This is a genomic window from Nocardia sp. NRRL S-836 (genome assembly GCF_001279525.1).
Taxonomy (GTDB): Bacteria; Actinomycetota; Actinomycetes; order Mycobacteriales; family Pseudonocardiaceae; genus Lentzea.
The window spans coordinates 56,739-77,866 of record NZ_LGDY01000101.1; the positions used below are offsets into that span (position 1 = coordinate 56,739).

19 protein-coding genes are annotated in these 21,128 nt (G+C 68.3%); 10 read left to right on the top strand and 9 right to left on the bottom strand.

Annotation, left to right across the window (positions count from 1 at the left end; translation table 11 throughout):
• Positions 1-73 precede the first annotated feature (73 nt).
• Positions 74-1,018, bottom strand: coding sequence for a GAF and ANTAR domain-containing protein (locus ADL03_RS20760; protein WP_231642072.1), 945 nt, complete (start codon positions 1,016-1,018; stop codon positions 74-76).
• 760 nt (positions 1,019-1,778) lie between these two features.
• Complete coding sequence (locus ADL03_RS20765; protein WP_157529007.1) at positions 1,779-2,024, bottom strand: hypothetical protein; 246 nt, start codon at positions 2,022-2,024, stop codon at positions 1,779-1,781.
• 514 nt (positions 2,025-2,538) lie between these two features.
• Between ADL03_RS20765 and ADL03_RS20770 the strand changes: the two genes are divergently transcribed.
• From ADL03_RS20770 to ADL03_RS20795, 6 genes are all read left to right on the top strand, one after another.
• Positions 2,539-4,131, top strand: coding sequence for a DUF4331 domain-containing protein (locus tag ADL03_RS20770; protein ID WP_053735224.1), 1,593 nt, complete (start codon positions 2,539-2,541; stop codon positions 4,129-4,131).
• Positions 4,132-4,210: 79 nt separating this feature from the next.
• Positions 4,211-5,506, top strand: a complete 1,296-nt coding sequence (locus ADL03_RS20775; RefSeq protein ID WP_063798659.1) for a tetratricopeptide repeat protein — start codon at positions 4,211-4,213, stop codon at positions 5,504-5,506.
• Positions 5,503-6,873 (top strand): nickel/cobalt transporter, encoded by a 1,371-nt coding sequence (locus tag ADL03_RS20780; protein ID WP_197288508.1) that lies wholly within the window; start codon positions 5,503-5,505, stop codon positions 6,871-6,873. Before ADL03_RS20775 ends, ADL03_RS20780 begins: the two co-directional genes overlap by 4 nt.
• Positions 6,874-6,881: 8 nt before the next feature.
• Positions 6,882-7,205, top strand: a complete 324-nt coding sequence (locus tag ADL03_RS20785; protein ID WP_053735173.1) for a hypothetical protein — start codon at positions 6,882-6,884, stop codon at positions 7,203-7,205.
• Between the two features lie 249 nt (positions 7,206-7,454).
• Positions 7,455-8,078: a sigma-70 family RNA polymerase sigma factor gene (locus ADL03_RS20790; RefSeq protein WP_231642075.1), complete on the top strand. Its 624-nt coding sequence runs from the start codon at positions 7,455-7,457 to the stop codon at positions 8,076-8,078.
• A 14-nt stretch (positions 8,079-8,092) separates the two neighbouring features.
• Positions 8,093-8,806 (top strand): anti-sigma factor domain-containing protein, encoded by a 714-nt coding sequence (locus tag ADL03_RS20795; RefSeq protein WP_197288509.1) that lies wholly within the window; start codon positions 8,093-8,095, stop codon positions 8,804-8,806.
• A 63-nt stretch (positions 8,807-8,869) separates the two neighbouring features.
• On the opposite strand, the gene trxA is transcribed toward ADL03_RS20795, so the two are convergent.
• Together trxA and ADL03_RS20805 are read right to left on the bottom strand one after the other, a co-directional pair.
• The gene (gene trxA / locus ADL03_RS20800; protein ID WP_157529008.1) at positions 8,870-9,190 is read right to left on the bottom strand and encodes a thioredoxin; all 321 of its coding nucleotides are present in this window, start codon (positions 9,188-9,190) and stop codon (positions 8,870-8,872) included.
• A gap of 14 nt (positions 9,191-9,204) precedes the next feature.
• Positions 9,205-10,932 carry a cytochrome c biogenesis protein DipZ gene (locus tag ADL03_RS20805; protein ID WP_053735176.1) on the bottom strand — a complete coding sequence of 576 codons (1,728 nt, stop codon included), beginning with the start codon at positions 10,930-10,932 and terminating at the stop codon, positions 9,205-9,207.
• A gap of 279 nt (positions 10,933-11,211) precedes the next feature.
• On the opposite strand from ADL03_RS20805, the gene ADL03_RS20810 reads away from it, so the two are divergent.
• Positions 11,212-11,868: a fasciclin domain-containing protein gene (locus ADL03_RS20810; protein WP_053735177.1), complete on the top strand. Its 657-nt coding sequence runs from the start codon at positions 11,212-11,214 to the stop codon at positions 11,866-11,868.
• Between the two features lie 64 nt (positions 11,869-11,932).
• On the opposite strand, the gene ADL03_RS20815 is transcribed toward ADL03_RS20810, so the two are convergent.
• The 3 genes from ADL03_RS20815 to ADL03_RS20825 all read right to left on the bottom strand — a co-directional run bounded on the left by ADL03_RS20815 (position 11,933) and on the right by ADL03_RS20825 (position 14,116).
• A complete protein-coding gene (locus ADL03_RS20815) occupies positions 11,933-12,418 on the bottom strand; it encodes an NAD(P)-binding protein (RefSeq protein ID WP_157529010.1) in 486 nt (161 codons plus the stop codon).
• Positions 12,366-13,097 carry an anti-sigma factor domain-containing protein gene (locus ADL03_RS20820; RefSeq protein ID WP_157529011.1) on the bottom strand — a complete coding sequence of 244 codons (732 nt, stop codon included), beginning with the start codon at positions 13,095-13,097 and terminating at the stop codon, positions 12,366-12,368. The genes ADL03_RS20815 and ADL03_RS20820 overlap by 53 nt, the downstream gene beginning before the upstream one ends.
• Before the next feature lie 248 nt (positions 13,098-13,345).
• Positions 13,346-14,116 (bottom strand): IniB N-terminal domain-containing protein, encoded by a 771-nt coding sequence (locus tag ADL03_RS20825; RefSeq protein ID WP_053735180.1) that lies wholly within the window; start codon positions 14,114-14,116, stop codon positions 13,346-13,348.
• Between the two features lie 242 nt (positions 14,117-14,358).
• Between ADL03_RS20825 and ADL03_RS20830 the strand changes: the two genes are divergently transcribed.
• The 3 genes from ADL03_RS20830 (at position 14,359) to ADL03_RS20835 (ending at position 19,321) form a co-directional block, all read left to right on the top strand.
• Positions 14,359-16,653: a helix-turn-helix transcriptional regulator gene (locus ADL03_RS20830; protein ID WP_157529013.1), complete on the top strand. Its 2,295-nt coding sequence runs from the start codon at positions 14,359-14,361 to the stop codon at positions 16,651-16,653.
• 228 nt (positions 16,654-16,881) lie between these two features.
• Entirely contained in the window at positions 16,882-17,706 is an 825-nt protein-coding gene (locus tag ADL03_RS47235) for a hypothetical protein (protein WP_157529015.1), read from the top strand.
• Positions 17,707-17,764: 58 nt separating this feature from the next.
• Positions 17,765-19,321: a hypothetical protein gene (locus ADL03_RS20835; RefSeq protein WP_157529017.1), complete on the top strand. Its 1,557-nt coding sequence runs from the start codon at positions 17,765-17,767 to the stop codon at positions 19,319-19,321.
• Positions 19,322-19,885: 564 nt separating this feature from the next.
• On the opposite strand, the gene ADL03_RS45610 is transcribed toward ADL03_RS20835, so the two are convergent.
• Together ADL03_RS45610 and ADL03_RS20840 are read right to left on the bottom strand one after the other, a co-directional pair.
• Positions 19,886-20,404: a CHRD domain-containing protein gene (locus ADL03_RS45610; RefSeq protein ID WP_197288510.1), complete on the bottom strand. Its 519-nt coding sequence runs from the start codon at positions 20,402-20,404 to the stop codon at positions 19,886-19,888.
• A 116-nt stretch (positions 20,405-20,520) separates the two neighbouring features.
• The gene (locus ADL03_RS20840; RefSeq protein WP_231642077.1) at positions 20,521-20,907 is read right to left on the bottom strand and encodes a DUF4383 domain-containing protein; all 387 of its coding nucleotides are present in this window, start codon (positions 20,905-20,907) and stop codon (positions 20,521-20,523) included.
• Between the last annotated feature and the right edge of the window lie 221 nt (positions 20,908-21,128).

The following is a 21,128-nucleotide window of genomic DNA, read 5'->3' on the forward strand; positions in this document are numbered from 1 at the left end:
GGACCTCGCCCTCGACGGCGATTGACCTGAGCGTGTGCCGCTCGAAAGTCATCGCTTGACGATGTCGATGCGCTCAAGAGCGGATGATCGAGTCGAGCAGGCTCTTGGCGACGTCCCGGAGCTTCACGTTCGCATCCTGTGACTGCTTCACCAGCATCGCGAAGGCCTCGTCCGCAGTGCACTCGTGCACTGCGATCAACACTCCCTTGGCCTGGTCGATGACGGCACGGGAAACCAGTGCCCGCTCCAGCACCTGGATGTGCTCGTGCGAGCGCTGCCACCGCTGGGCACTGCCCATGGTGGCGGCGGCCGCCGTCGTGAACAGGCGCATGAGACCTTCGTCGAACGGGTCGAACGCTTCTGCGGTCAGGCTGTAGATGTTGATCGAGCCGATGTGCTGTGCCTCGCTGCCGATCTTCGCCGGCAGCAACACGGGAACTGACAGATAGGCGCGGATGTCATGCTCCACCGCTGCGGCTTCGAACTCCGGCCATTCGTCGCGGTGTTCCCCGACGACCGCGCGCACGGCCTTGAGGGTGCGGGCGGCTTGCAGGCAGGGGCCGCGGTTGGCGGTGTACTGCTTTTCGTCGACCTCGGCGAGAAGCAGGTTCGTCGTGGCGGCAGTGCGCGGCTGCTGCGGCGCCATCACCGTGATGGTCACCGCGTCGGCGTCGAGAACGGCATCTGCCGCTGCGTCAGCCAGCCGATGCAGTGCGTCGTCGAGCGGTTCCTCGCCGGTGAGCGCATCACGCAACACCGCGAGCGCCTCGGTGGTTTCGTCGAGGCGCTCCAAAGCATCAGGGCGGTCACCGTTGATCGACTGCTCAGGTGATGGTGGAAGACTTCGCGCGTCCTCGGCCATGCCGTAGCGCTCCTTGTCGTCAGGCGGAGACCACGGCGCCAGCTGCTCGACGCACGTTCGACGCATGATACGGCTGGTGATCGCCTCGAGACTGACCCGTCCGGTGGAGCCCGACCGCTCCAGCGGCGGGGTGTCGTAGTGCTCAACTTCTCGCACCGGAACCGGCTGGACCACCGGGAGGCGGACATATCATGCAGGTACGCGCGTGCACGATGCCTTCTCCATAACCGATCATGTGGTGTTCAACCCGTCAGACGCAGTCCGGTGCTGTCATCGTGAGTTGGACGGGTGGCCGTTCGCCACGTCGATCACCTTCCTTGTGGCGTGCTGGCGGCGTTCGTGAAGATCTGAGCGCGCGGAAGCACAGGCCGGCTCAAGGGCACCGTGAAGAGGTCAGGTTGTTCCGCTGCAGCCACTTGTTCCGCTTGAGTAGCCAGTAGACGACGAGGCGATTGTGCCGCTCGGACGGCGAGTCGGCGGTCTGCGTGCTCTGTTGATTTTGCCGGTGTAGACGGTGCGCCGCTGGGTACAGATGGGATGCCGAGGCTGGTTCGCCGGACTTGGTGGAGGCCGCGCATGTGGTCTGGCCAGGCTTGACGCGGTGCGTTGAGCAGCCAGCCTCCGCGCTGTCTGGCTGCGCGGCACGGGCGGCTGATCTCGCCGCCGCCCGTGCCGCGCCCATCAGCTTCTGGCTCTGCTCTGTGACCGGTCGGCCGCCGGCCACACGTACACCGAGTTCGGCGGTGGTCTTGTCGCTGGCCTCAATCTCTTGGCCTCATCCCGTCGTCAACGAAGGCGGTACCGCGGTGGGTCGGCGACGCCGTGACGCCATTGCGGCCTTCGATGTGCACCTGGTGGCCGAAACGGTCGAGCACAGCACCGCCCGTGGCCGATATGGAAAGCGGTAGAGAAGCGTTCACACCGCGGACGCGGTGAAACCGAACAGGACCGCAGTCAGTCCCAGCAGGTCCAGCTTGCGGGTGACCGCAGGAGAGGGCAACAGCACCAGCCGGCGGTGTGCGGGCACCGCAACGCCGGCAGCGCGGCGATAGCTCAGCAAAGCACTGGCGGCTTCGAGGGAGAAGACCTCGACTCCAAGCAGATCGATCACCACAGACCAAGCTTCGAGCTCAGCGGCGCAAGCCAACGCCGCGGCGAACATGGCTGCGTCCAGAGCGCCGCGCGCCCGCACTGTGACTGTGCCCCTGGCGTCCGGACCGGTGATCTCGACCCCCCCCGGCTGGCTCAGGGGCCGTTGAATCGTGGACGGCGGTCATCGGTCACCTTTCCATCGCCGGCGCATCGCCGACACATACCTGCCCATCACCTCGCATTCGTACACGTCAGCCCTTCGGATCGCTCTCGCCACACTGGCCATCGGCTACCTGTCCGTACGGCAGCGGCCCGCCAAGGCGGCGAGGCCGCGCTGAGCTGCGGTGAGTGCACCGTTTAGGGCGTGTACTTCCTCGGCCTTGGTGGCCGGCGGCACCGGGCAAAAGGGGGCTGTTCGTGTCGCCCGACGACCGAGTCTCTGTGCCGCGAGCTTGATGCCAAAAGTGTGCAAGAGGGCATTCGAGTGAAGTAGGCAAGCCTTCGCGGCTCTGGTGCCGAATCAGCGAAGTCTGTCCGTGTGGCGGGTGTCGCTCCGGACGGGCGTCGAGCTGAAGGGATGGAGCATGTCAGCACCCCCTCCCACGCGTCGTCGGCGACGCGTGGCGGTAAGTCTGATCGCGGTCGGGAGCACATTGCTCGCGGCGGGGCTGATCGGCGGATCTGGTTCGGCCGGGGCGTCGAGTCACCGGGAGGCGCCGTTGATCGCGGGTGATCCGGCGGTGGACAACACCGACGTCTACGCGTTCGTCAGCCCGGACAAGCCGGACACGGTGACGTTGGTGGCGAGCTGGTCGCCGTTCCAGGAGCCGAACGGCGGGCCGAACTTCTACCCGTGGGCGACCGATGCCCGCTATGACATCAACATCGACAACGACGGTGATGCCAAGGCGGATCTGACCTACCGGTGGACCTTCCACACCGAGGACCGTCGTGGCAAGGCGACGTTCTTGTACAACAACGGCCCGGTCACGTCGCTGGATGACGAGAACCTGCTGTTCCGGCAGACCTACACGCTGGAGCTGATCGACCGTGACGGTCGTGATCGCAAGCTGATCCGCTCGGGCAAGGTCGCGCCGTCCAACACCGGCCCGGCGTCGATGCCGGACTACGGTGCGCTGCGGGCCCAGGCGATCACGGACGTGCCCGGCGGCGGCAAGAGCTTCGTCGGGCAGTCCGACGACGCGTTCTTCCTCGACCTGCGCGTGTTCGACCTGCTCTACGGCGGCAACCTGTCCGAGGTCGGGCAGGACACGCTGGCCGGCTACAACGTCAACACCATCGCGTTGCAGGTGCCCAAGGCGCAGCTCGCGCTCAAGGGTGACGCGGCCCGCAACCCGGTCATCGGGGTGTGGAGCGACACCGAACGGCAGTCGATGATCCTCAGCCCGGGGGAGTCGCGGGCGGTCGGCCCGTTCGTCCAGGTCTCGCGCCTCGGCAACCCGCTGGTCAACGAGGTCGTCGTTCCCGCGGGCCTGAAGGACCGGTTCAACGCCCTGACACCGGACCAGGACGGCAAGGTGCCTGAGCTGGTCAACCGGGTCACCGACCCGGAGGTGCCGAAGCTGATCCAGGCGATCTACGGGCTGACCGCTCCGGCCACGCCGCGCAACGACCTGGTGGAGATCTTCCTGACCGGCATCACCACCAAGCTCGGCGGGCCGATCAAGGCCGACCTGAACTCGCAGCTCAACAATGCCGACGTCAACCCGAAGCGGTTTACCCCATCGGAACAGCTGCGGCTCAACACCTCCGTGCCGCCGGCGGCCTCGCCGAACCGGCTGGGTGTGCTCGGCGGTGACCTGCAGGGCTTTCCCAACGGGCGCAGGCTCACCGACGACGTGCTCGACATCGGGGTGCAGGCACTGGAGGGCGCCGCGGTGAGCGGAATCGTGCCCGCGCTGGCGGCCGGGGACAAGGTCAACGCCAACGACCAGGCGTTCGGCACCTCGTTCCCGTACGTGGCGCTGCCCAACAACAGCGCGGTCAACTCCGGCTCGGCGGGTGCGGTGGCACCCGCCGGCGGTAGCGGCGGCGGTGGCGGCGGTCTGCCGGACGGCCTGGTCCTCAACGCCGTCCTCGCGGCGCTGCTGATCGGCTCGGGCGTGTGGCTGCTGGGCCGCCGTCCATTGCGGACCGCGGTCCCCGCGGCCGCATGACAGCCGTGCCGGGGGATGGACTCGTCTGTCCCCCGGCACGTCCGTGACCCGACTCGGCAGCAACCACACGGAGCGCGCCATGAACCGCCGCAAGATCATCGCAACGCTGGCGATCACCGCCGGCGTCGCGCTGCTCGCCACCACCGCGACCGCGCTGAGCCGCGGCGACGACCCCGCTCCCGCAGGTCCGGGTGCCGCCGTCGTACGCAGCGATGTGCAGCGCACCGTCACCGCCGCCCAAGACCGGCTCAAGCGCGTGCCCGGTGACGCCGGCACCTGGGCGCTGCTCGGCGCGGCGTACGTCGAGCAGGCCCGGATCACCGGTGACCCGACCTACTACGGCAAGGCCCAAGGCGCGCTCGAGACCTCGCTGCGTCACAAGCCCGACGGCAACGGCCCCGCGCACATGGGTCTGGGTGCCCTGGCCAATGCCCGTCACGACTTCGCCGCCGCCCGCGACCACGCGGAACGCGCCCGTGCCGTACTGCCCGACACCGCCGAGGTCTACGGCGTGCTCGCCGACGCCCTCACCCAGCTCGGGAAGACCGATCAGGCGCGCGCCGCGGTGCAGCGAATGCTCGACCTCGATCCCGGTGTACCCGCGTTCACCCGCGCCGCTTACGACTTCGAGCAGCGTGGTGAGGTCGACTCCGCCCGCCAGGCCCTCACCCGTGCGCTCGACGCCTCATCCTCACCGGCCGACTCGCTGTTCACCCGCTACCACCTCGGCGAGCTCGCGTTCGACAACGGCGACCTCGACGAGGCCTCGGCCCACTACGAGCAGGGCCTGCTGATCGACCCGCTCGATCCGGCGCTGCTGCAGGGACGTGCCAAGATCGCCGCCGCCCGCGGCGACCTGGACGACGCGCTCGCCGGCTACGCCGACCTGGTGGCACGCGTGCCCTCACCGCAGTACGTGCACGAACACGCCGTGCTGCTGCGTGCCGCGGGCCGCACCGAGGACGCCGCCCGGCAGTTCGACCTGCTAGCTCAGCAGCAGCGTCTGCTCGCGACCGCGGGCAGCACCGATGACCTGGCCGCCTCGGTCGCCGCCGCCGACCGGGGTGATTCCGCGGCCGCGCTGGCCGCCGCCGAACGGGAATGGGCCCGAAGGCAGCACCCGCTGGTCGCGGACGCGCTCGGCTGGGCGTTGCACCTGGCCGGGCGCGACGCCGAGGCTCTCGGCCACGCCGACCGCGCCGCCGCCACCGGCTGGCGCAACGCGACGTTCGCCTACCACCGCGGCATGATCCTGCGTGGCCTTGGGCGGGCCGCGGACGCGGCCGATGCGCTCGACTCGGCGCTGCGGACCAACCCCTACTTCTCCCCGGTGGACGCACCGGCTGCCCGGGCCGCGCTGGGCGGCCTGCGGTGAGGGCGTTCAGCGTCCTGGTCCTCGCGGCGCTGGCCATGCTGGCGGTCCCGGCGAGCGCCGGTGCTCATCCGCTGGGCAATTTCACGATCAACCATCACCACGCCATCACCGTCCACCCGGATCGGGTCGACCTCGTCTCGGTCATCGACCTCGCCGAGGTCCCGACCCTGCAGGAGCAGTCCGCTCGCCAGAACGACTACGCCGGCCGTGAATGCGACACCGTGCGCCGCGGCCTCTCAGTGACCACGGACGGCACAAGCATGGTCGCGACACTGCGTTCAGCCTTGGTCGAGTTTCCGTCCGGCGAAGCCGGACTGGCCACCACCCGCCTCACCTGCCGGCTCACCGCCCCCACGGACCTCCGCTCCGCCGCCACCATCGAAGTGCGCGACACCTACCGGCCGGGCCGCGTCGGCTGGCACGAGATGATCGCCGTCGGCGACGGCATCACGCTGCTCGACCCGCCTGTACCGGCGACCAGCGCCAGCAACGAGCTGCGCGCCTATCCCGACGACCTGCTGTCCGACCCCCTCGACATCCGCGCGGTAAGCCTGAGAGTCGAGCCCGGCGCCTCCGCGGTCCCGGACACCGCTGTGGCCAGGGGCGGCAGCACGGTGATCGGGTCGGCCACCCGCGCCTTCACCGCACTGGCCGGCCGGCAGGACTTCACCCCTCTGGTCGGCGTGCTCGCGGTGTTGCTGTCGCTGCTGCTCGGCGCCTCCCACGCCGCGCTGCCCGGACACGGCAAGACGGTCATCGCCGCCTACCTCGCCGGCCGCGAGGGCACTGCTCGTGACGCTGTCACCGTCGGTGCGACCGTCACCCTCACCCACACCGTCGGCGTGCTGGTGATAGGCCTGGTGATCAGTGCGTCGAGTGCGCTGGCCGGGGAGTCCCTGCTGCGGGTGCTCGGCGTCGGCAGCGGCGTGCTCGTCACCGCCGTCGGGGCGTTCCTGCTGCGCTCGGCGCTACGCCGACAGCCCGTCGCAGTAGGCCACGGACATGGCCACGGACATGGCCACGGACATGGCCACGGGCACGGGCACGGACATGGGCACCGCGTGGGTCGTGGCGGCCTGATCGGCATGGGCGTAGCCGGTGGCCTGGTGCCCAGCCCTTCGGCACTGGTCGTGTTGCTCGGCGCGATCGCGCTGGGCCGCACCTGGTTCGGTGTCCTGCTCGTACTCGGCTACGGCTTGGGCATGGCCGCCACTCTCACCGCCGTCGGTCTGCTCCTCGTCCGCCTACGCGACCGGCTGGCCGCCGTCGAGCGGCTCCGAGACCGCTTCACCGCCCTGCCCGTGATCACCGCCGGGCTCGTCCTCGTCGTCGGCCTCGGACTGACCGTCCGTGCCCTGCTTGAATAGGAGTAGCGATGCGCATCCCGATCCTGCTGCTGTGCACCGCCACCGCGTTGATCGCCTGCACCGGCACGCCCGATCCCGGACCGGTCTTCGACAACGAGAGCGGCTCGGAACTCACCTGTCTGCGCCACCAGCCACAACCGCCGGGCCCTCGCTACACCGACGAAAGGTTGCGCAACACCGGTGAGAATTTGTCGTTGCTGCGCTACTACACCGCCCACGGACGCAAACCTTTCTGTGACACCCAGGCACCTACTGACAGCGACAAGCAGTGGGCTCAGCTCTACGTGACGCTCGGCGCCGACCGCGCCAACGTCACGGCACTGCTCGGTTGAGGACCACGGCGGCCGAAGAGCCGGTTCTCAGCGGTGTGGCCGCCAATTCCCGCGTTGGGGTGCGTGCTTTCAGTTCACTCGGAAGTGCGGTCAATCCGGTAGTTGCGGGCGGTAGGTGGTATCTGGTTCTCACCGCGGCTTCCAACTGTTCTCCGATGCGCGATGTGGGACACCTCTCGGTGTCTGCGCTGGTGTGACGCGCGCCTCACCCATCCGAGTGGGTGTCGGCTCCGAATGGAGGTCGGTCAGGTGACGAACAGGAGCGCGATGCGCGAACGAGATCAGGCGCGGTCGACCATCCCGCGTGGTTCCGAGGACGCTGAGGGACCTGCGGGTGCGGAGGAGCTGTTGCTGCGCGTGGCGCGGGGTGACGAGGCCGCGTTCGGGCAGTTGTACGACCTGGTGTCGGGCATGGTGTTCGGACTGGTGCGTCGCGTGCTGCGGGACCAGGCGCAGTCGGAAGAGGTGTTCCAGGAGGTCATGCTCGAGGTGTGGCGGACCGCGAGCCGGTTCGATCCCGACCGTGGCAAGGCTACGACCTGGATCTTGACCATGACGCATCGGCGTGCCGTCGACCGCGTGCGGTCCGCGCAGGCGGCGGCCAACCGTGACGAGCGGGTTGCGGCGATGGGCGTGACGACTCCGTTCGACGAGGTCGTCGAGCAGGTCACCGAACGCTTGGAACAGCGCAAGGTCCGGCGGTGTCTGAAGTTCCTGACCGATCTGCAGCGCGAGTCCGTGCTGCTGGCGTACTACCAGGGTTACAGCTATCCGGAGGTGGCGAGCCTGCTCGGCGTTCCGCTGGGCACGGTGAAGACCCGGATGCGTGATGGTCTGATCAGGCTTCGAGACTGCTTGGGGGTGACGGCATGAGCACACCGTCGGACGTGCACACGTTGACGGGCGTCTATGCGATGAACGCCTTGCCTGAAAAGGAACGCGCGGAGTTTGAGAGACACTTGCCGCACTGTCCGTCGTGCGCCCAGGAAGTCGCCGAACTGCAGGCCACCGCCTCCGCCCTCGGCGTGGCGGTCGAGGCCGCCCCGCCCGCTCACCTGCGGGCGCAGGTGCTGGCAGGGATGACGGCCACGCGTCAGCTGCCCCCGCAACCGGCTGCCCCTGCCGCGCCGGTGCTCGCGCTTCCCACTCGGAACCGGGTCCGCACGAGCGTGCTCGCGGCTGCCGCCAGTGTGCTCATCGCGGTCGTCGTCGGTGTCCAGGGCGTGCAGGACCGTCGCGAGCTCGGCGCGCTGCGGCAGTCGGCTGCCGGCTACAGCCAGGTGTCGGAGCTGCTGAGCGCTCCCGACGCGAAGCTCCTGAACGACGCGGGATCCACGGGCGGCAGCGCAACCGTGGTGATGTCGCCGAGCCGCAGCAAAGCGGTGTTCCTCGCCAACGGGTTGCCGTCCTTGCCCTCGGACCGCGCGTACCAGCTGTGGGTGGTCGGACCTGGCGGGCCGCGCTCGGCCGGGTTGCTGCGGGACGAACCCGTGGTCGCGGATCACCTGGCCGACGCGCTGGCGTTCGCCCTGACCGTCGAGCCGAGCGGTGGCTCGCCTGCCCCGACGACGACGCCGGTCCTCGCGATTTCGGTGGCGTGACCCGGACACGACACGACCCCGACGGCCTGGTGGCTGTCGGGGTCGCATCGTCTCTGCTGGTGTTCAGAGCCAGGAGGACAGCGCCTTGAGGATGTCGGCGCGCTTGCGTGGTGCGGTGAGGGTCGCGACCGGCTGGCCGCCGGAGAACAACATCAGTGTGGGGATGCTGAGGACCTGGTAGCGGACGGCGATGTCGGGGTGGGCGTCGATGTCCACCTTCACCACGGAGATCCTGTCTTGGTGTTCTTCGGCGATTCCGGTGACGACCGGGTTCAGCTGCTTGCACGGTCCGCACCAGGGGGCCCAGAAGTCGACCAGGACGGGCTTGTCCGCGGCCAGGACGGTGGTGTCGAAGGAGTCCGTGGTGACGTCGGCGAGTTGCATGGTGGTGTTCCTGATCATCCGAAGGTGAAGGAGAAGGCCTGGACCCCGGGGCCGACGGTCGCGGTGAGCGAGCCGCCCTGGATCGTGGGTGTGGCGGAGAGCTGGTAGGAGTCGGGGGTGCCGTCGACCTCGATGGTCTTGGTCTTGCCGTTGTCCTGGACGGTGACGGTGCCCTTGCCGGACAGGACCATCCGGACTTCCTTGGCGCGGTAGTTGAGCTTGATCTGCGCGGGCGAGTCGCTGGGAGTGATCGACTGCGTGTCGAGCTTCCAGGAGCCCGCGAGTGCGAAGCTGTCCGTGCCCTGGTTTTCGGGGAACTGGAACGACTTCTCGCCGCTGGTGTAGGCCTCGGTGCCGGCGAAGTTCACGCGCTTGGTCGAGCCGAGGTAGGTCTCGCGGGTGATGTCGCCGACGACCGGGGTGTCGTCGGCCAGCTCCGTGGCGGCCGGCAGCCGGACACCGGGCTTGGCATCGTCCAGGAGCTGCCGGATGAGCTTCTCGGTGACCTTGTAGTCGCCTTCGCCGAACTTGATGTGCCGTACGGTGCCCTGGGCGTCGATGAGGTAGTGGGCGGGCCAGTAGCGGTTGCGGTAGTTGGTCCAGGTACCGAGGTTGTTGTCCAGCGCGACCGGGTAGGTGATGCCGAAGTTCCTCGCGGCGGCCGCGACGTTGTCAGGCTCTTTTTCGAAGGCGTACTCGGGTGAATGGACGCCGATGACCTGGAGTCCGGCATCGCGGTAAGCCTTGTCCCACGCGGTGACGTGCGGGACGGAGCGCTGGCAGTTGATGCAGGAGTAGGCCCAGAAGTCGAGCATGACGACCTTGCCGCGCAACGTCTTCAGGTCCAGGGGCTGGGAGTTCAGCCACTGCTGGACACCGGTGATGTCCGGTGCGGTGCCACAGCTCTCCAGCTCGGGCGCGCCGTCGGAGCACTTGTCGAGGTCCTTGTTCTGGTCGTTGACCAGGCCTCCGAGGTTGAGGGCCTTGCGGACCTGCTCGGAGTTGTTCACCTTGTCCTGCAACGAACTGGTGTAGTCCGGAATCGCACGTTGCAGCAACTGCGGCAGGTTGAAGACCAGACCGGCCGCGAGGGCGATCATCACGACGCCCGCCGTGATGCGGATGCCGCGCTGACGCTTGCGGAAGGCCTGCACGCGCTCGGCGACCCGGCGTCCTGCCAGCGCGAAGACCAGCAGCGGGATGGCCGCGCCGACGGCGAAGGTGAGGGTCAGCACGACGGTCTCGGTGCCGATCCGGCCGGTGGAGCCGGCGACGGTGATGGCGGCCAGCACCGGTCCTGCACAGGGCACGTACACAGCGCCCAGGGCCAGGCCGAGCGTGAAGCCACCGCGGCTCGCGTCCGGATTGCGCTGCGGGATCCAGGTGAACGGCTTCTCCAGCAGTTGCTCGAAGCGCGGCACGATCAAGCCGATGCCGATCAGCAGCAGCACGCCGATTCCGGCCCAGCGCAGAACGTCCTGCGGCAGGTTCAGCACGGTCAGCAGCAGCGACCCGAACAGCGTCACGAGACTGAAGCTGACGACGAGTCCGGCGATGACGAGGTAGGGCCGGGCGCGCGAGGCCGCCTTGGTCGCCACGGCCACCGCGCCTACCCCAGGCGTCGCCGTGCGGACGCTCTGCGTGCCGCCGGAGAAGAAGATGACGGGAAGGACGGGCAGGATGCACGGGGAGATACCGGTGACCAGGCCGCCGATCAGACCGATCAGTGCGAGGGTCAACATGAGAAGCCCTACTCGGGTTGGCGGAAGTGCGTGATGCCTGTGGTTCGCGGCTGATCACATCTCGGATTGGCCGCCAGGCTGAAGTGCTCGGTGTGCGGTCGAGTCGCCGGCAGTTGAGCGTCGGCCGTGGACTGAAGGTTGCGGGCGTGTCATTCACGCTGGTCAGCTGCGATCAGCTGCTGGTTGGTAACAGGTCGGTAACCAGACCCATCCGTTCGTCGAAGGGGACCGAATCACGAGCAGCAACTGTTCGATCACCCCCCTTGGAGATGTCCAGTCATGAACAAGACCGTCCGCAACACCGTCCTGGCCATCGGCGCCGCCTCACTCGCCCTGTTCGGGTCGGCGTGCGGCTCGGGCGACACGGCCAGCAGCAGCTCCTCCACCGCGCCCACCTCGGCGACCTCGACGGCCCCGTCATCGTCGTCCGCGATGGCCGACCCGGCGAAGGACCTCGTCGGCCCCGGCTGTGCCGACTACGCCAAGCAGGTGCCCTCCGGCTCCGGTTCTGTCTCGGGCATGGCCGCCGACCCGGTCGCCGTCGCCGCGAGCAACAACCCGCTGCTCAAGACCCTGGTCGCCGCGGTGTCGGGCAAGCTCAACCCGAAGGTCAACCTGGTCTCGACGCTCAACGGCGCGGAGTTCACGGTATTCGCCCCGGTCGACTCGGCGTTCGCGAAGATCGACCCGGCCACCATCGAGAAGCTCAAGACCGACGACGCGCTGCTGACGAAGATCCTGACCTACCACGTGGTTCCCGGCCAGATCTCCCCGGACAAGATCGCCGGTGACCAGAAGACCGTGCAGACCGGCACCGTCAAGGTCACCGGCTCCGGCAACTCGCTGAAGGTCAACGACGCCAACGTGATCTGCGGTGGCGTGCACACCGCCAACGCCACCGTCTACCTCATCGACTCGGTGCTGATGCCCGCCTGACATCTCCAGGGCAGCAGTACCGCGACTCCGGGAACCGCGCTGTGTACGCGGTTCCCGGAGTTTTCTATGCCTGCTCGTCGTCCGCTTGTCGGATGTGGACGGACATGGTCCCGTCGGACGCGAACAGCGCGTGGTTCGACGGCTCGCGGATGACGGCCACGATCACGGTGTCGGGGTTCAGCGACCGGACCGCCCTCGTGATCAGGTAGGCGTTGAGGTCGTCGGGAACCGCGACGATGACACGGTCGGCGAGGTCAACGGCTGCTTCGTCGAGCGCGCATCTGTCTCGTCCGTCGCCGTGCACCGCGAGGGCGCCGTTGGCAACCGCCTCGGCGACAGACAGGAAGTTGCTGTCCAGCACGGTCAGCTGTGCGTCCGGCTGCGACGATAGAACCGAGTTCACCGCGTGGCGTCCGGTATCGCCGTATCCGATGACGAGGAGGTGATCGGTCATGATGAAGGATTCGGCGTGCGGCTCGAGCCGGATTGCGTCCGATTCAGTGAAGTGCGATGGCCAGGACCGGAGAGCCAGTCGGGACTGGTGATCCACCGGCTGGCTCGACGGTGAGGATGGTGTGGAGGACACCCTCGATCCCTGTCACGAGCAGGGAAGCTGATGCGCCTACCGGACACAGGATTCCCGCCGACCGCGGACCGTCGCCGTCGACCAGCCACAGCTGGTAGACGCGGTCGGGTGCCAAGGTGTGCAGGCCGTCCACCAGCAAGAGCATGTCGTCGCGGCTGGGGGACATCGCCGCAGTGCCCGCGGGCGATCCCGCGGTGACAAGCCGCAGATCCGGCGCCGCCAGCAGATCCCCGACCTGAGAGTGAGCAGGGCCGGCCACGGTGGTGATCGTCGTCGTTGTCGCTGCGCCATGCGCCCCGGCCACCGCCGCCGCGACCACACACGCCGCCAAGATGAGCGCCGCGGCGCGCCGCAGGCCCTGACGCCGGGAGAAGACCGGCACCACCTCGGAGGCCGGCCGAACTTGCCGCACCAGACGGACCGCATCGAGCACTTGGGCTCGGAGTGCCATCGGACAGAAGTGGTCGAGGGCATTCCCGAGCCTGGCCGTGGTCTCCCTGAGGCCGGTCACTTCGTCCGTACAGCCCCGGCAACCGCGCAGATGTGCTTCGAACTCGACCCGCTCGGTGTCGGGCAGCGCGCTGAGCGCGTGGGCACCGGTCAGCAGGTGCGGGTCGATCGCACGCGTTCCTCCCGGGTTCACGCTTCTGCTTCGGTGCCGATCGGCGGCCGGATTGCCTCAAATCGCAGGTTGTACCGCCGTTACGTCCATGGCAGCCCATGACGGCCCAAGTCCGAAGTGGACCTTCCTGGTTCCCGCGAACGACCGGCACCGCGCGATGAACGCCATGCAGCCCGGCCGGTGCCACCGTCAGGGGACTGCTTTCGCCTGACGAATGCGCGAAGGCCGCCCCGGAGCGCGGTCGGGGCGGCCTTCGCGGACGATTGAGGTCAGAGGCTCAGGTCCAGGTCGTTGAGCACGCCGCCGACGTTGACGTCGGCGAGGTGGCCGGTGACGTCGCCGATGTTGCCGACGTCTCCGACGTGACCGACACCCGTCACGTCGCCGAGGTTCCCGACGTGTGACACGACGTCGCCGACGTTGCCGATCTCGTTGAGCGACAGGTCGTTGCCCGTCACGTTGCCGACAGCGGAGGTGACGTCACCGCTGAGCACGCCGTCGATGCCCAGGTCGCCGGTGCGGGCGTTGCCGGTGACGTCACCGGCCACGCCGGTGAGGTGCGTGGTGTCGAGCACGTCGGTGCCGTTGGTGATGTCGCCGACGGTGTCGGTCACCTCGAGGTCGGTGACGTTCTGCGTGACGTCGGTGACGGTGGTGGTCGGAACAACGTCCAGCGTGCCGGCGACATCCCCCAGGGTGTCGAAGTCGGTCGTCACGCCGTGCACGGCGGCCGCGAGACCGGAAACTGCGCCGAGTGCGGTGTTGTCCTCGATCTGCTGACCGGCGGTGTTCTGCACGGTGTTCATCAGGTCGAGCTGCTTGTCCAGCGAGAGGTCGGAGAACGAACCCAGGTCGTCCAGCATGGTGACGGGGGCGAAGTCGAGCACCAGCGGCAGCAGCTCCTGGATGTCCGACGGGTGCACGTCACCGAGCCCGGCCGCGTCGAGGGAGCCCTGCGGGTCGAGCTGGAAGGCCGACCGGGCCTCGGGGTCGCTGAGCAGGGTGAGGGTGAAGTCGTGCAGCGTCTGCGGCAGGTCCACGTCGAACTCCAGGTGCGTCGTTGTGCTTGTGCCACAAAAGCTACAAAGAGCAGAGCGCTCACCACATCGGGTGACATGCCTGGTCCTCTCAACCGAGAACTGGTCGGGGACCGCGCCCACCAGCAGTAGGGGGATAGGGGGTATCTCCTCATTTCCGCCTCGTGACCAAACCCGAACGGGTGATGCACCGAACCACCGGTGAACAGATCGGTCACCAGGAGGTACACGCGCTCATGTCCCCGATGTCGGACACGCCCTTGTTCCTCGACAGCGGGACCATCCGAACGCTCGAACGCGCTCGTACCGCGGACCACGTCGTGCTGACCGGTCCGGCCGGCTGCGGGAAGACCACGCTGCTGCGCACCTTCGACCAGCCGATCGTCGTCGACGACGGGCACACGCTCGTCGATGACGAGGCCGACCGCCTGCTGGCCGAGGTGGCCGCCGGCGGCCACCTCGTCATCGCCCATCGGTTGTGGCCCGACAACCGGGCACTCGCCCGCCTCGTCAACGCCCTGCCCGGCGGCTCCGTGGTCCGCGTGCAGCTGCGGCCCCTGTCCCGCGACCACGTCCGCTCCCTCGCCGCGCACGTCCTGGGCACCGAGGTGAGCGAGGAGCTCGCAGACCGCCTGCACAAGCGAACGGGTGGCACGCCGGGGTTTGTGCTGGACGAGCTCGCCGGGGATCTGCACACCGCGTTCGCCCGCCACTTCGACGGCTTGTCCATCGCCGCGACCGATCTGCTTCTGGCCCGTGCTCTTGGCGCTCCCTTCGACGTGAGACTGCTCGCGACAGTGCTGACGCTGGACATGCACACGGTGTCGCAGTCGATCGAGGCACTGAGATCAGCGGGCCTGCTCACGATCGACGGAGCACCGGTTCCCGCCGCTGCCGACGCCATCACAGCGCTCGCACCGGCGGAGCGGCGGGCCGGCCTGCTTCGCGCACTCGCTCTCAGCCAGGCCGAACGTGCGCAACCGGTGTCGGTCTACGCACGGCAGTTGCTGCAGCTCGGCGCGGTGGGTCACGAGCTCCTCGACGTGTTTTCCGCTGCAGGCCACGAAGTGATCAACGACAGCCCGGCACTGGCAGCACAGCTGTTCACCGCTGCGGGCCAGGGATCTTCCACGTCCGCGGCGCGGGCCCGCGCCCTCAGCGGTGATCTCGACGGTGCTCTGGAGGCCGTGGACCTCGGCCACGGCGACCCGGACGCGTTGCTGGTCGCCGCGACCGTGCTGACGCTGCGAGGACAGGTCGGTCGCGGCGGGGAACTGCTCCGGCGTTCGGGCAACAGCCTCGCGCTCGACTTCGCCGTGACCGGTCTGCTCGGCGCCGGCCGGCTGGAGGAGGCACGCACGATCCAGCTCGGCGCACAGTCCCGGCCCGCCACATCCTTCACCGGTGCCCTCGGGCACCGCCTCGGTGACGTGGTGCTCGAGACGGTCACCGGATCGCCGATGGCCGCCCTCGCCGCCGCGGTGGCCACAGCGGGAGTGAACCAGGCCGGTTCCCGCACCGCGGTGCATCCGGACAGCCCCACCGCGCTCGCCGCACTGATCTGCGTGCACGCGGGCGAACTGACGGTGGCGAAGTCGTTGCTCGTCAAGGCCGTGCACGGTGACGACGGCAGGGGCCTGCACTCCGATCGGCACCAGTTGCTGCTGGCGTACGCGGAGCTCTTCGGCGGTGACGTTCAAGCGGCCCAGCGACTCGTGCGCCCGGACGCGCTCAGGGAACCTCGAGAGGCCCTGTTCGCCGCGGCGCTGCACCTGGGGATCACCCGCCGTGCCGGGGATCTCCGCGCCCTGAGGTCGGCGTGGGAACCGGCCCAGCGGGCCCTCGTCGTGCACCCCGTCGACCTCTACACGCTGATCCCGTTGGCCGAGATCGCCGTCGCCGCGGCCAGAGTCGGTCAGTTCCACCGGGTGCGGACACATCTCGACGAGGTGTGGTCACTGCTCGACGAACTGGGCAATCCTCCGTTGTGGTCGGCGCTCCCGCGATGGCACGCATTCCACGCCGCGCTGCTCCTGGGTGAGCACGCCGCGACGACGAAACACCTGGCAGCGCTGCAGGAAGCAGCGGACGCACTGCCGTTCGCCCGGGCACTGCACGCCGCCGCACAGTGCTGGAGCCTGGTCGGTCGTGGCGAGGTGGATCACGCGCGGGTCGAGTCGGCGGCCCAAGAACTGCACGCCCACGGCATGTGCACGGACGCGGCCAGGCTCGCCGGACACGCGGCCATGCACACCACCGACCGCAAGACGATGACCCGCCTTCTCGACATCGCCCGGCAGTACCACGCCACACCCGGCGGGCAGGACAACGCCGGCACGGACGTCCTGAGCGAACGCGAACAGGAAGTGGCCGCGCTGGTGCGTGACGGACTCACCTACCGCGAGGTCGGCGACGCGCTGTTCATCTCGGCCAAAACCGTCGAGCACCACGTCACCCGCATCCGCAACAAGCTCGGCGCCAAGAATCGGCGCGAACTCGAACGGGTCCTGGAAACCGCCGACCTCTCCGCGGCCAAGTGATACGTCGAATGCTGATGCGGAACGCAACCGCTCATCTCACAAGTGATCACAGTGCGTTATCAACGCCGCTCTGGCTCGTATCGCAAAGTAGTTCGAGATAGACGTTTCAAACTATTTCAGCCCTACTGAGCTGCGAAGACAAAAAATCTCCACTTTCGAGTGAACCGCTCCCCGAAGAGCTCCGAATACCAGATGTACAGATGCGGATTCGTGAGAGGAGGTGATTACATGAAGTTGACGTGTTCCACAACACTTCGGCGCACACTTGGCGTGGCCGGGTTGCTCATCGGATTCGGACTTCTCTCAGCGGGAGTGGCCAGTGCTGATGACGGCGACTCATCCGGCCTGCTGGGCGGAGTCGCAACTCTCGTCTCCCCGCTGACTGACGCGGTCACACCGGTAGCGCGGCAGGCGGCGCCGGTGACGAGCGCCGTCGCGGCAGTGGCAGATCCGGTGCTGAAGCCGGTCTTGACGGCTGCAGCGCCGCTAGCCGAACCTGTGCTGGCACCGCTGGCTCCGACGCTTGACTCCGTCACACAGGTCCTGAGTCCGGCTATCGAGCCTCTCCGGCCCGTGACGGCGCCGCTGCTCACCCCTGTGGTGAACTCGGTGCGGGACGTGCCGGTCGTACCGAGGATCGCGGAACCATTGGTGGCACAGCAGTCCGCTCCGGCGGACGTCGTACCACCGATCACGGTGCCCGTCGTTCCGCAGGCACCGCTGACGCCGGTATCGGTGCAGGCGGCGGAGGTACAGGCCGTGACGCTGTCTGATCGCGTTGCCGCAGTGCTCGAAGTAGCGCAGTGGCAACGAATCTCCGTGCCTGCTGTGGCGCCGCCGATCGAGGCTCCGTCCTCGCCGTCACCTGACCTGCCGCTCACGCTGCCCGGCACGACGGGGTCGGCGTCATCGAGTGGATCGACGAGTCCCGCAGTCGCGGATCTTCCCGCAGGATCCGGAGTCGGTCCGGACAGCGAGCCGCTCGCGGTGATCGCAGATCACCAGGTCCACGGGTCGTGGTGCTACTACTACGGCCGAAGTCATCCCAGTTGATCAATCCTGCCAACCAAGCCGACGAGATCACCAAGCTTGATTGACAGGAAGGTTCGACATGCACAGCTATGTGCGACGCGGTCTTGTGGCCGCAGCGTTCTCGGGAGGCTTCCTCCTGTTCGGAACGGCGATGGCGAGCGCCGACACGGGAGGCAACGGCCTCCTGGGCGGCGTCGGCGACGTCGTGCACTCCGTTGTGAACGGCGGCAACGGCGGTGACTCGGGCAAGGGCGGTAACGCCACCAGCTCGAACACCGCGCGGTCGGGTAACTCCGGTGACTCGGGCAACTCGGGTTCGACCGGCGGCAACAGCGCCTACGGCCTGTGCGTGCTGGCCGAGTGCCACACGAGCGTCAGCTCAGGCGACTCAGGTGACACCGGTGCCACGGGTTCGACCGGTGACGCTTCCAACCACAGCACCACCGTGGGCGGGAACTCCGGTTCCGCCGGAAACGGTGGCGACGCCACCGCCACCGGCCGATCGGGGAACGGCGACGCGACCGCGGGCAACGGCGGTGACTCGGGCAAGGGCGGTAACGCCACCAGCTCGAACACCGCGCGGTCGGGCAACTCCGGTAACTCGGGCAACTCGGGTTCGACCGGTGGCAACAGCGCCTACGGCCTGTGCGTGCTGGCCGAGTGCCACACGAGCGTGAGCTCAGGCGACTCGGGAAACACCGGTGCCACGGGTTCGACCGGTGACGCTTCCAACCACAGCAACACCGTGGGCGGAAACTCCGGTTCCGCCGGCAACGGCGGCGATGCGGCCGTCCTGACCAAGGACCAGAAGTGGGGCCACCACAGCAAGTCCGGCTCCACCGAGGCCACCGCGGGCAACGGCGGCAACTCCGGTAACGGCGGCAACGCCAAGAGCTCGAACAAGGCCACCAGCGGAAACTCGGGTGACTCCGGGAACTCGGGTGCCACCGGCGGCAACAAGGCGCTCGTGTACACGGTCGGTTCCGAGCGGGGTCACGGCTGGTCCTGGGACGACACGAAGTCCTGGACCAAGGTGACCTCGGGCGACTCCGGCGACACGGGTGCCACCGGCTCGACCGGTGGGGCGTGGAACCACAGCGCCACCAAGGCCGGCAACTCCGGCTCGGCCGGAGACGGCGGCGACGCCTGGGCCGTGACCGAGCAGAACAGGCCCTGGAACCACGGCAAGTGGAGCAGGCACAACAGGTCCGGCTCCGCTGAGGCCACCGCGGGCAACGGAGGCAACTCCGGTGACGGCGGCAACTCCGGTGACGGCGGCAACGCCACCAGCTCGAACAACGCCACCACCGGGAACTCGGGTGACTCCGGGGACTCCGGTAACACCGGCGGCAACACGGCAGTGGTGAAGACCGAGAACAAGAACCAGCAGTGGTCGGGCCACCGCGGCGACAAGTGCCACGGCTGGAAGCACCACGGTTGGAAGCACAGCTGGAACAACCACGGCACCACGTCCTGGACCGAGATCACCTCGGGCAACTCCGGTGACACCGGTGCCACGGGTTCGACCGGTGACGCGGCCAACCACAGCAGCACGGTCGGTGGACACTCCGGTCCTGCGGGCGACGGCGGCGACGCCACGTCCTGGACCCACGGCAAGCACTCCGTGAAGGCGTAACCACCAGGTGATCACAGGGGCGGGGCCGACTCCTTGTCGGCCCCGCCCTTCTGCTTGTGCCAGCCTTCGTCCTGGTGTCGCGTGGCGACCGCGCCACCGCCTGTGGCAGACAGGTCGAGCGGGTGTGGCGGCCGCTGGTGGAGGACGAGCGAGCGGGTGAGGTCCTGCTGGACGTCTCAGCAGGGCGTTCCGTTCGAAGTGGTACGGAGCCAACCTGCGGCTCGTGCGAAGGCCGCACGGTCTCTGCAGGCGGTGCGTGCCGTGGGTCGGCGGGAGCCTGGCCGCCGGCCGTAGTTCGAGGCTGCCGCGGATCCCACGGGATCCGTGCCTACCTGTCGGTTCCATTGGCTCTGCCCGGCACGTGCAAGGGGGCGCGACCTGCGTCGGCTCCTCGACATCCCGCCCGGGACCCTGTCGAGACACCAGACTGGTTCGGATGTGGCTCAGCGCCAGAGCACGACCCACAGCCACGGCGCCGACGGGGCGTCGACAACCGTTGGGAGTGGGGAGAGCAGCAAGGAGCTGCAGCCCCTCCAGCGTGACTCTGGCGCTGAGGATGTTCGATCAGCGGTGCAACTGACCACGCACCGCGCCCGCCGGGTGCTCAGCGTTGTGCACGTTCACGTAGAACTGAGCGGGCGTGCGAGCGACTTCCCTGGCCAGGCCGCGGTCGACACGGGTGCAGCTGTAGCTCGTGCCATCGGACGGTGCCGCCAGGTCTACCACCACAGGCCCCGCCGTACCCGCGGTCCCGCGGTGGATGTGTGCGGCACTCGCGGTCTGGATCTTCCTCACCGTCAGGCTGACGCAGACCTTGCCGCTGGTGACCCAGACGACCGCGTGGCCCCGTCCGTCCGGGTCACCCGGCCCAGGCACCTCGGCCTGACCGGTCAGCTGCGCATACCGGTGCTGGCCGCCGAGCCCCAGCCCGAGATCCAGATCGAGTCCCAGGCCCAGCTCGACACCGGAACTGTCAGCGTGATGTGAACCGTGGTCATCAGCGAGCGCGGCAGGTGCTGTAACTCCTGCGAGCGTGACTGCAACCGCGGTGGGAACAACTAACAAGCGAACTAGGCGCTTCACCGAAACCTCCTGATAGGACAACGAGTGGTCGTTCCACTGGAAAGGCGCGACGAGGGTGGCCGATCGGTCACGGTGCAGACCGCGACCGCTGTGCACCCGATCGCCGGCTGCTTCGCTCAGAGACGGCGGCCTAGCAGTGCGCCAGACGCGACCATCCCCAGCCCCAGGCCGAGGTGCAGCCAGTTGTCCGCGGTGTTCACCGGAACGAAGTTCGCCGCACTGTTGTGGTCGATGACCAGGCCGTACAGCCACAGGACCAGGTAAATCACGCCGCCGCCCACCAGGAAGAGCCGAGCACCGCCGGCTGTGCGGGCCAACAGCAGACCGGCGACGCCGAACGCGGCATGCACCAGGTTGTGCAGCACTGAGACCGCGAAGATCCCCAGCAGCAGCGCCCCGGCTTCGTGTCCGGCGAACGTGAGCTGGTCGTGGTTGGCGGTGATGCCGGGGATGAACCCGAGGATGCCGACGAGCAAGAAGACCGCCCCGACGACAGCGGCCACTACCTGCACAGGTCGCTGGACTTGCGAGCGTTGGTTCGAACGGGAGGACGTCACGACATCTCACCTCTTTGCTCGAAAATGGGTGGAAGCCTCACTACGAGAGGTTCGTGACCTGGACCACTGCGGATTGGTCGAATCGGCCATGAGGCACCACGCCGCGATCTCACTCGATTGGCTGAGCCCGACGGCGGAAGTGATCCGCCCCAGTGCCGTCGTGCGGA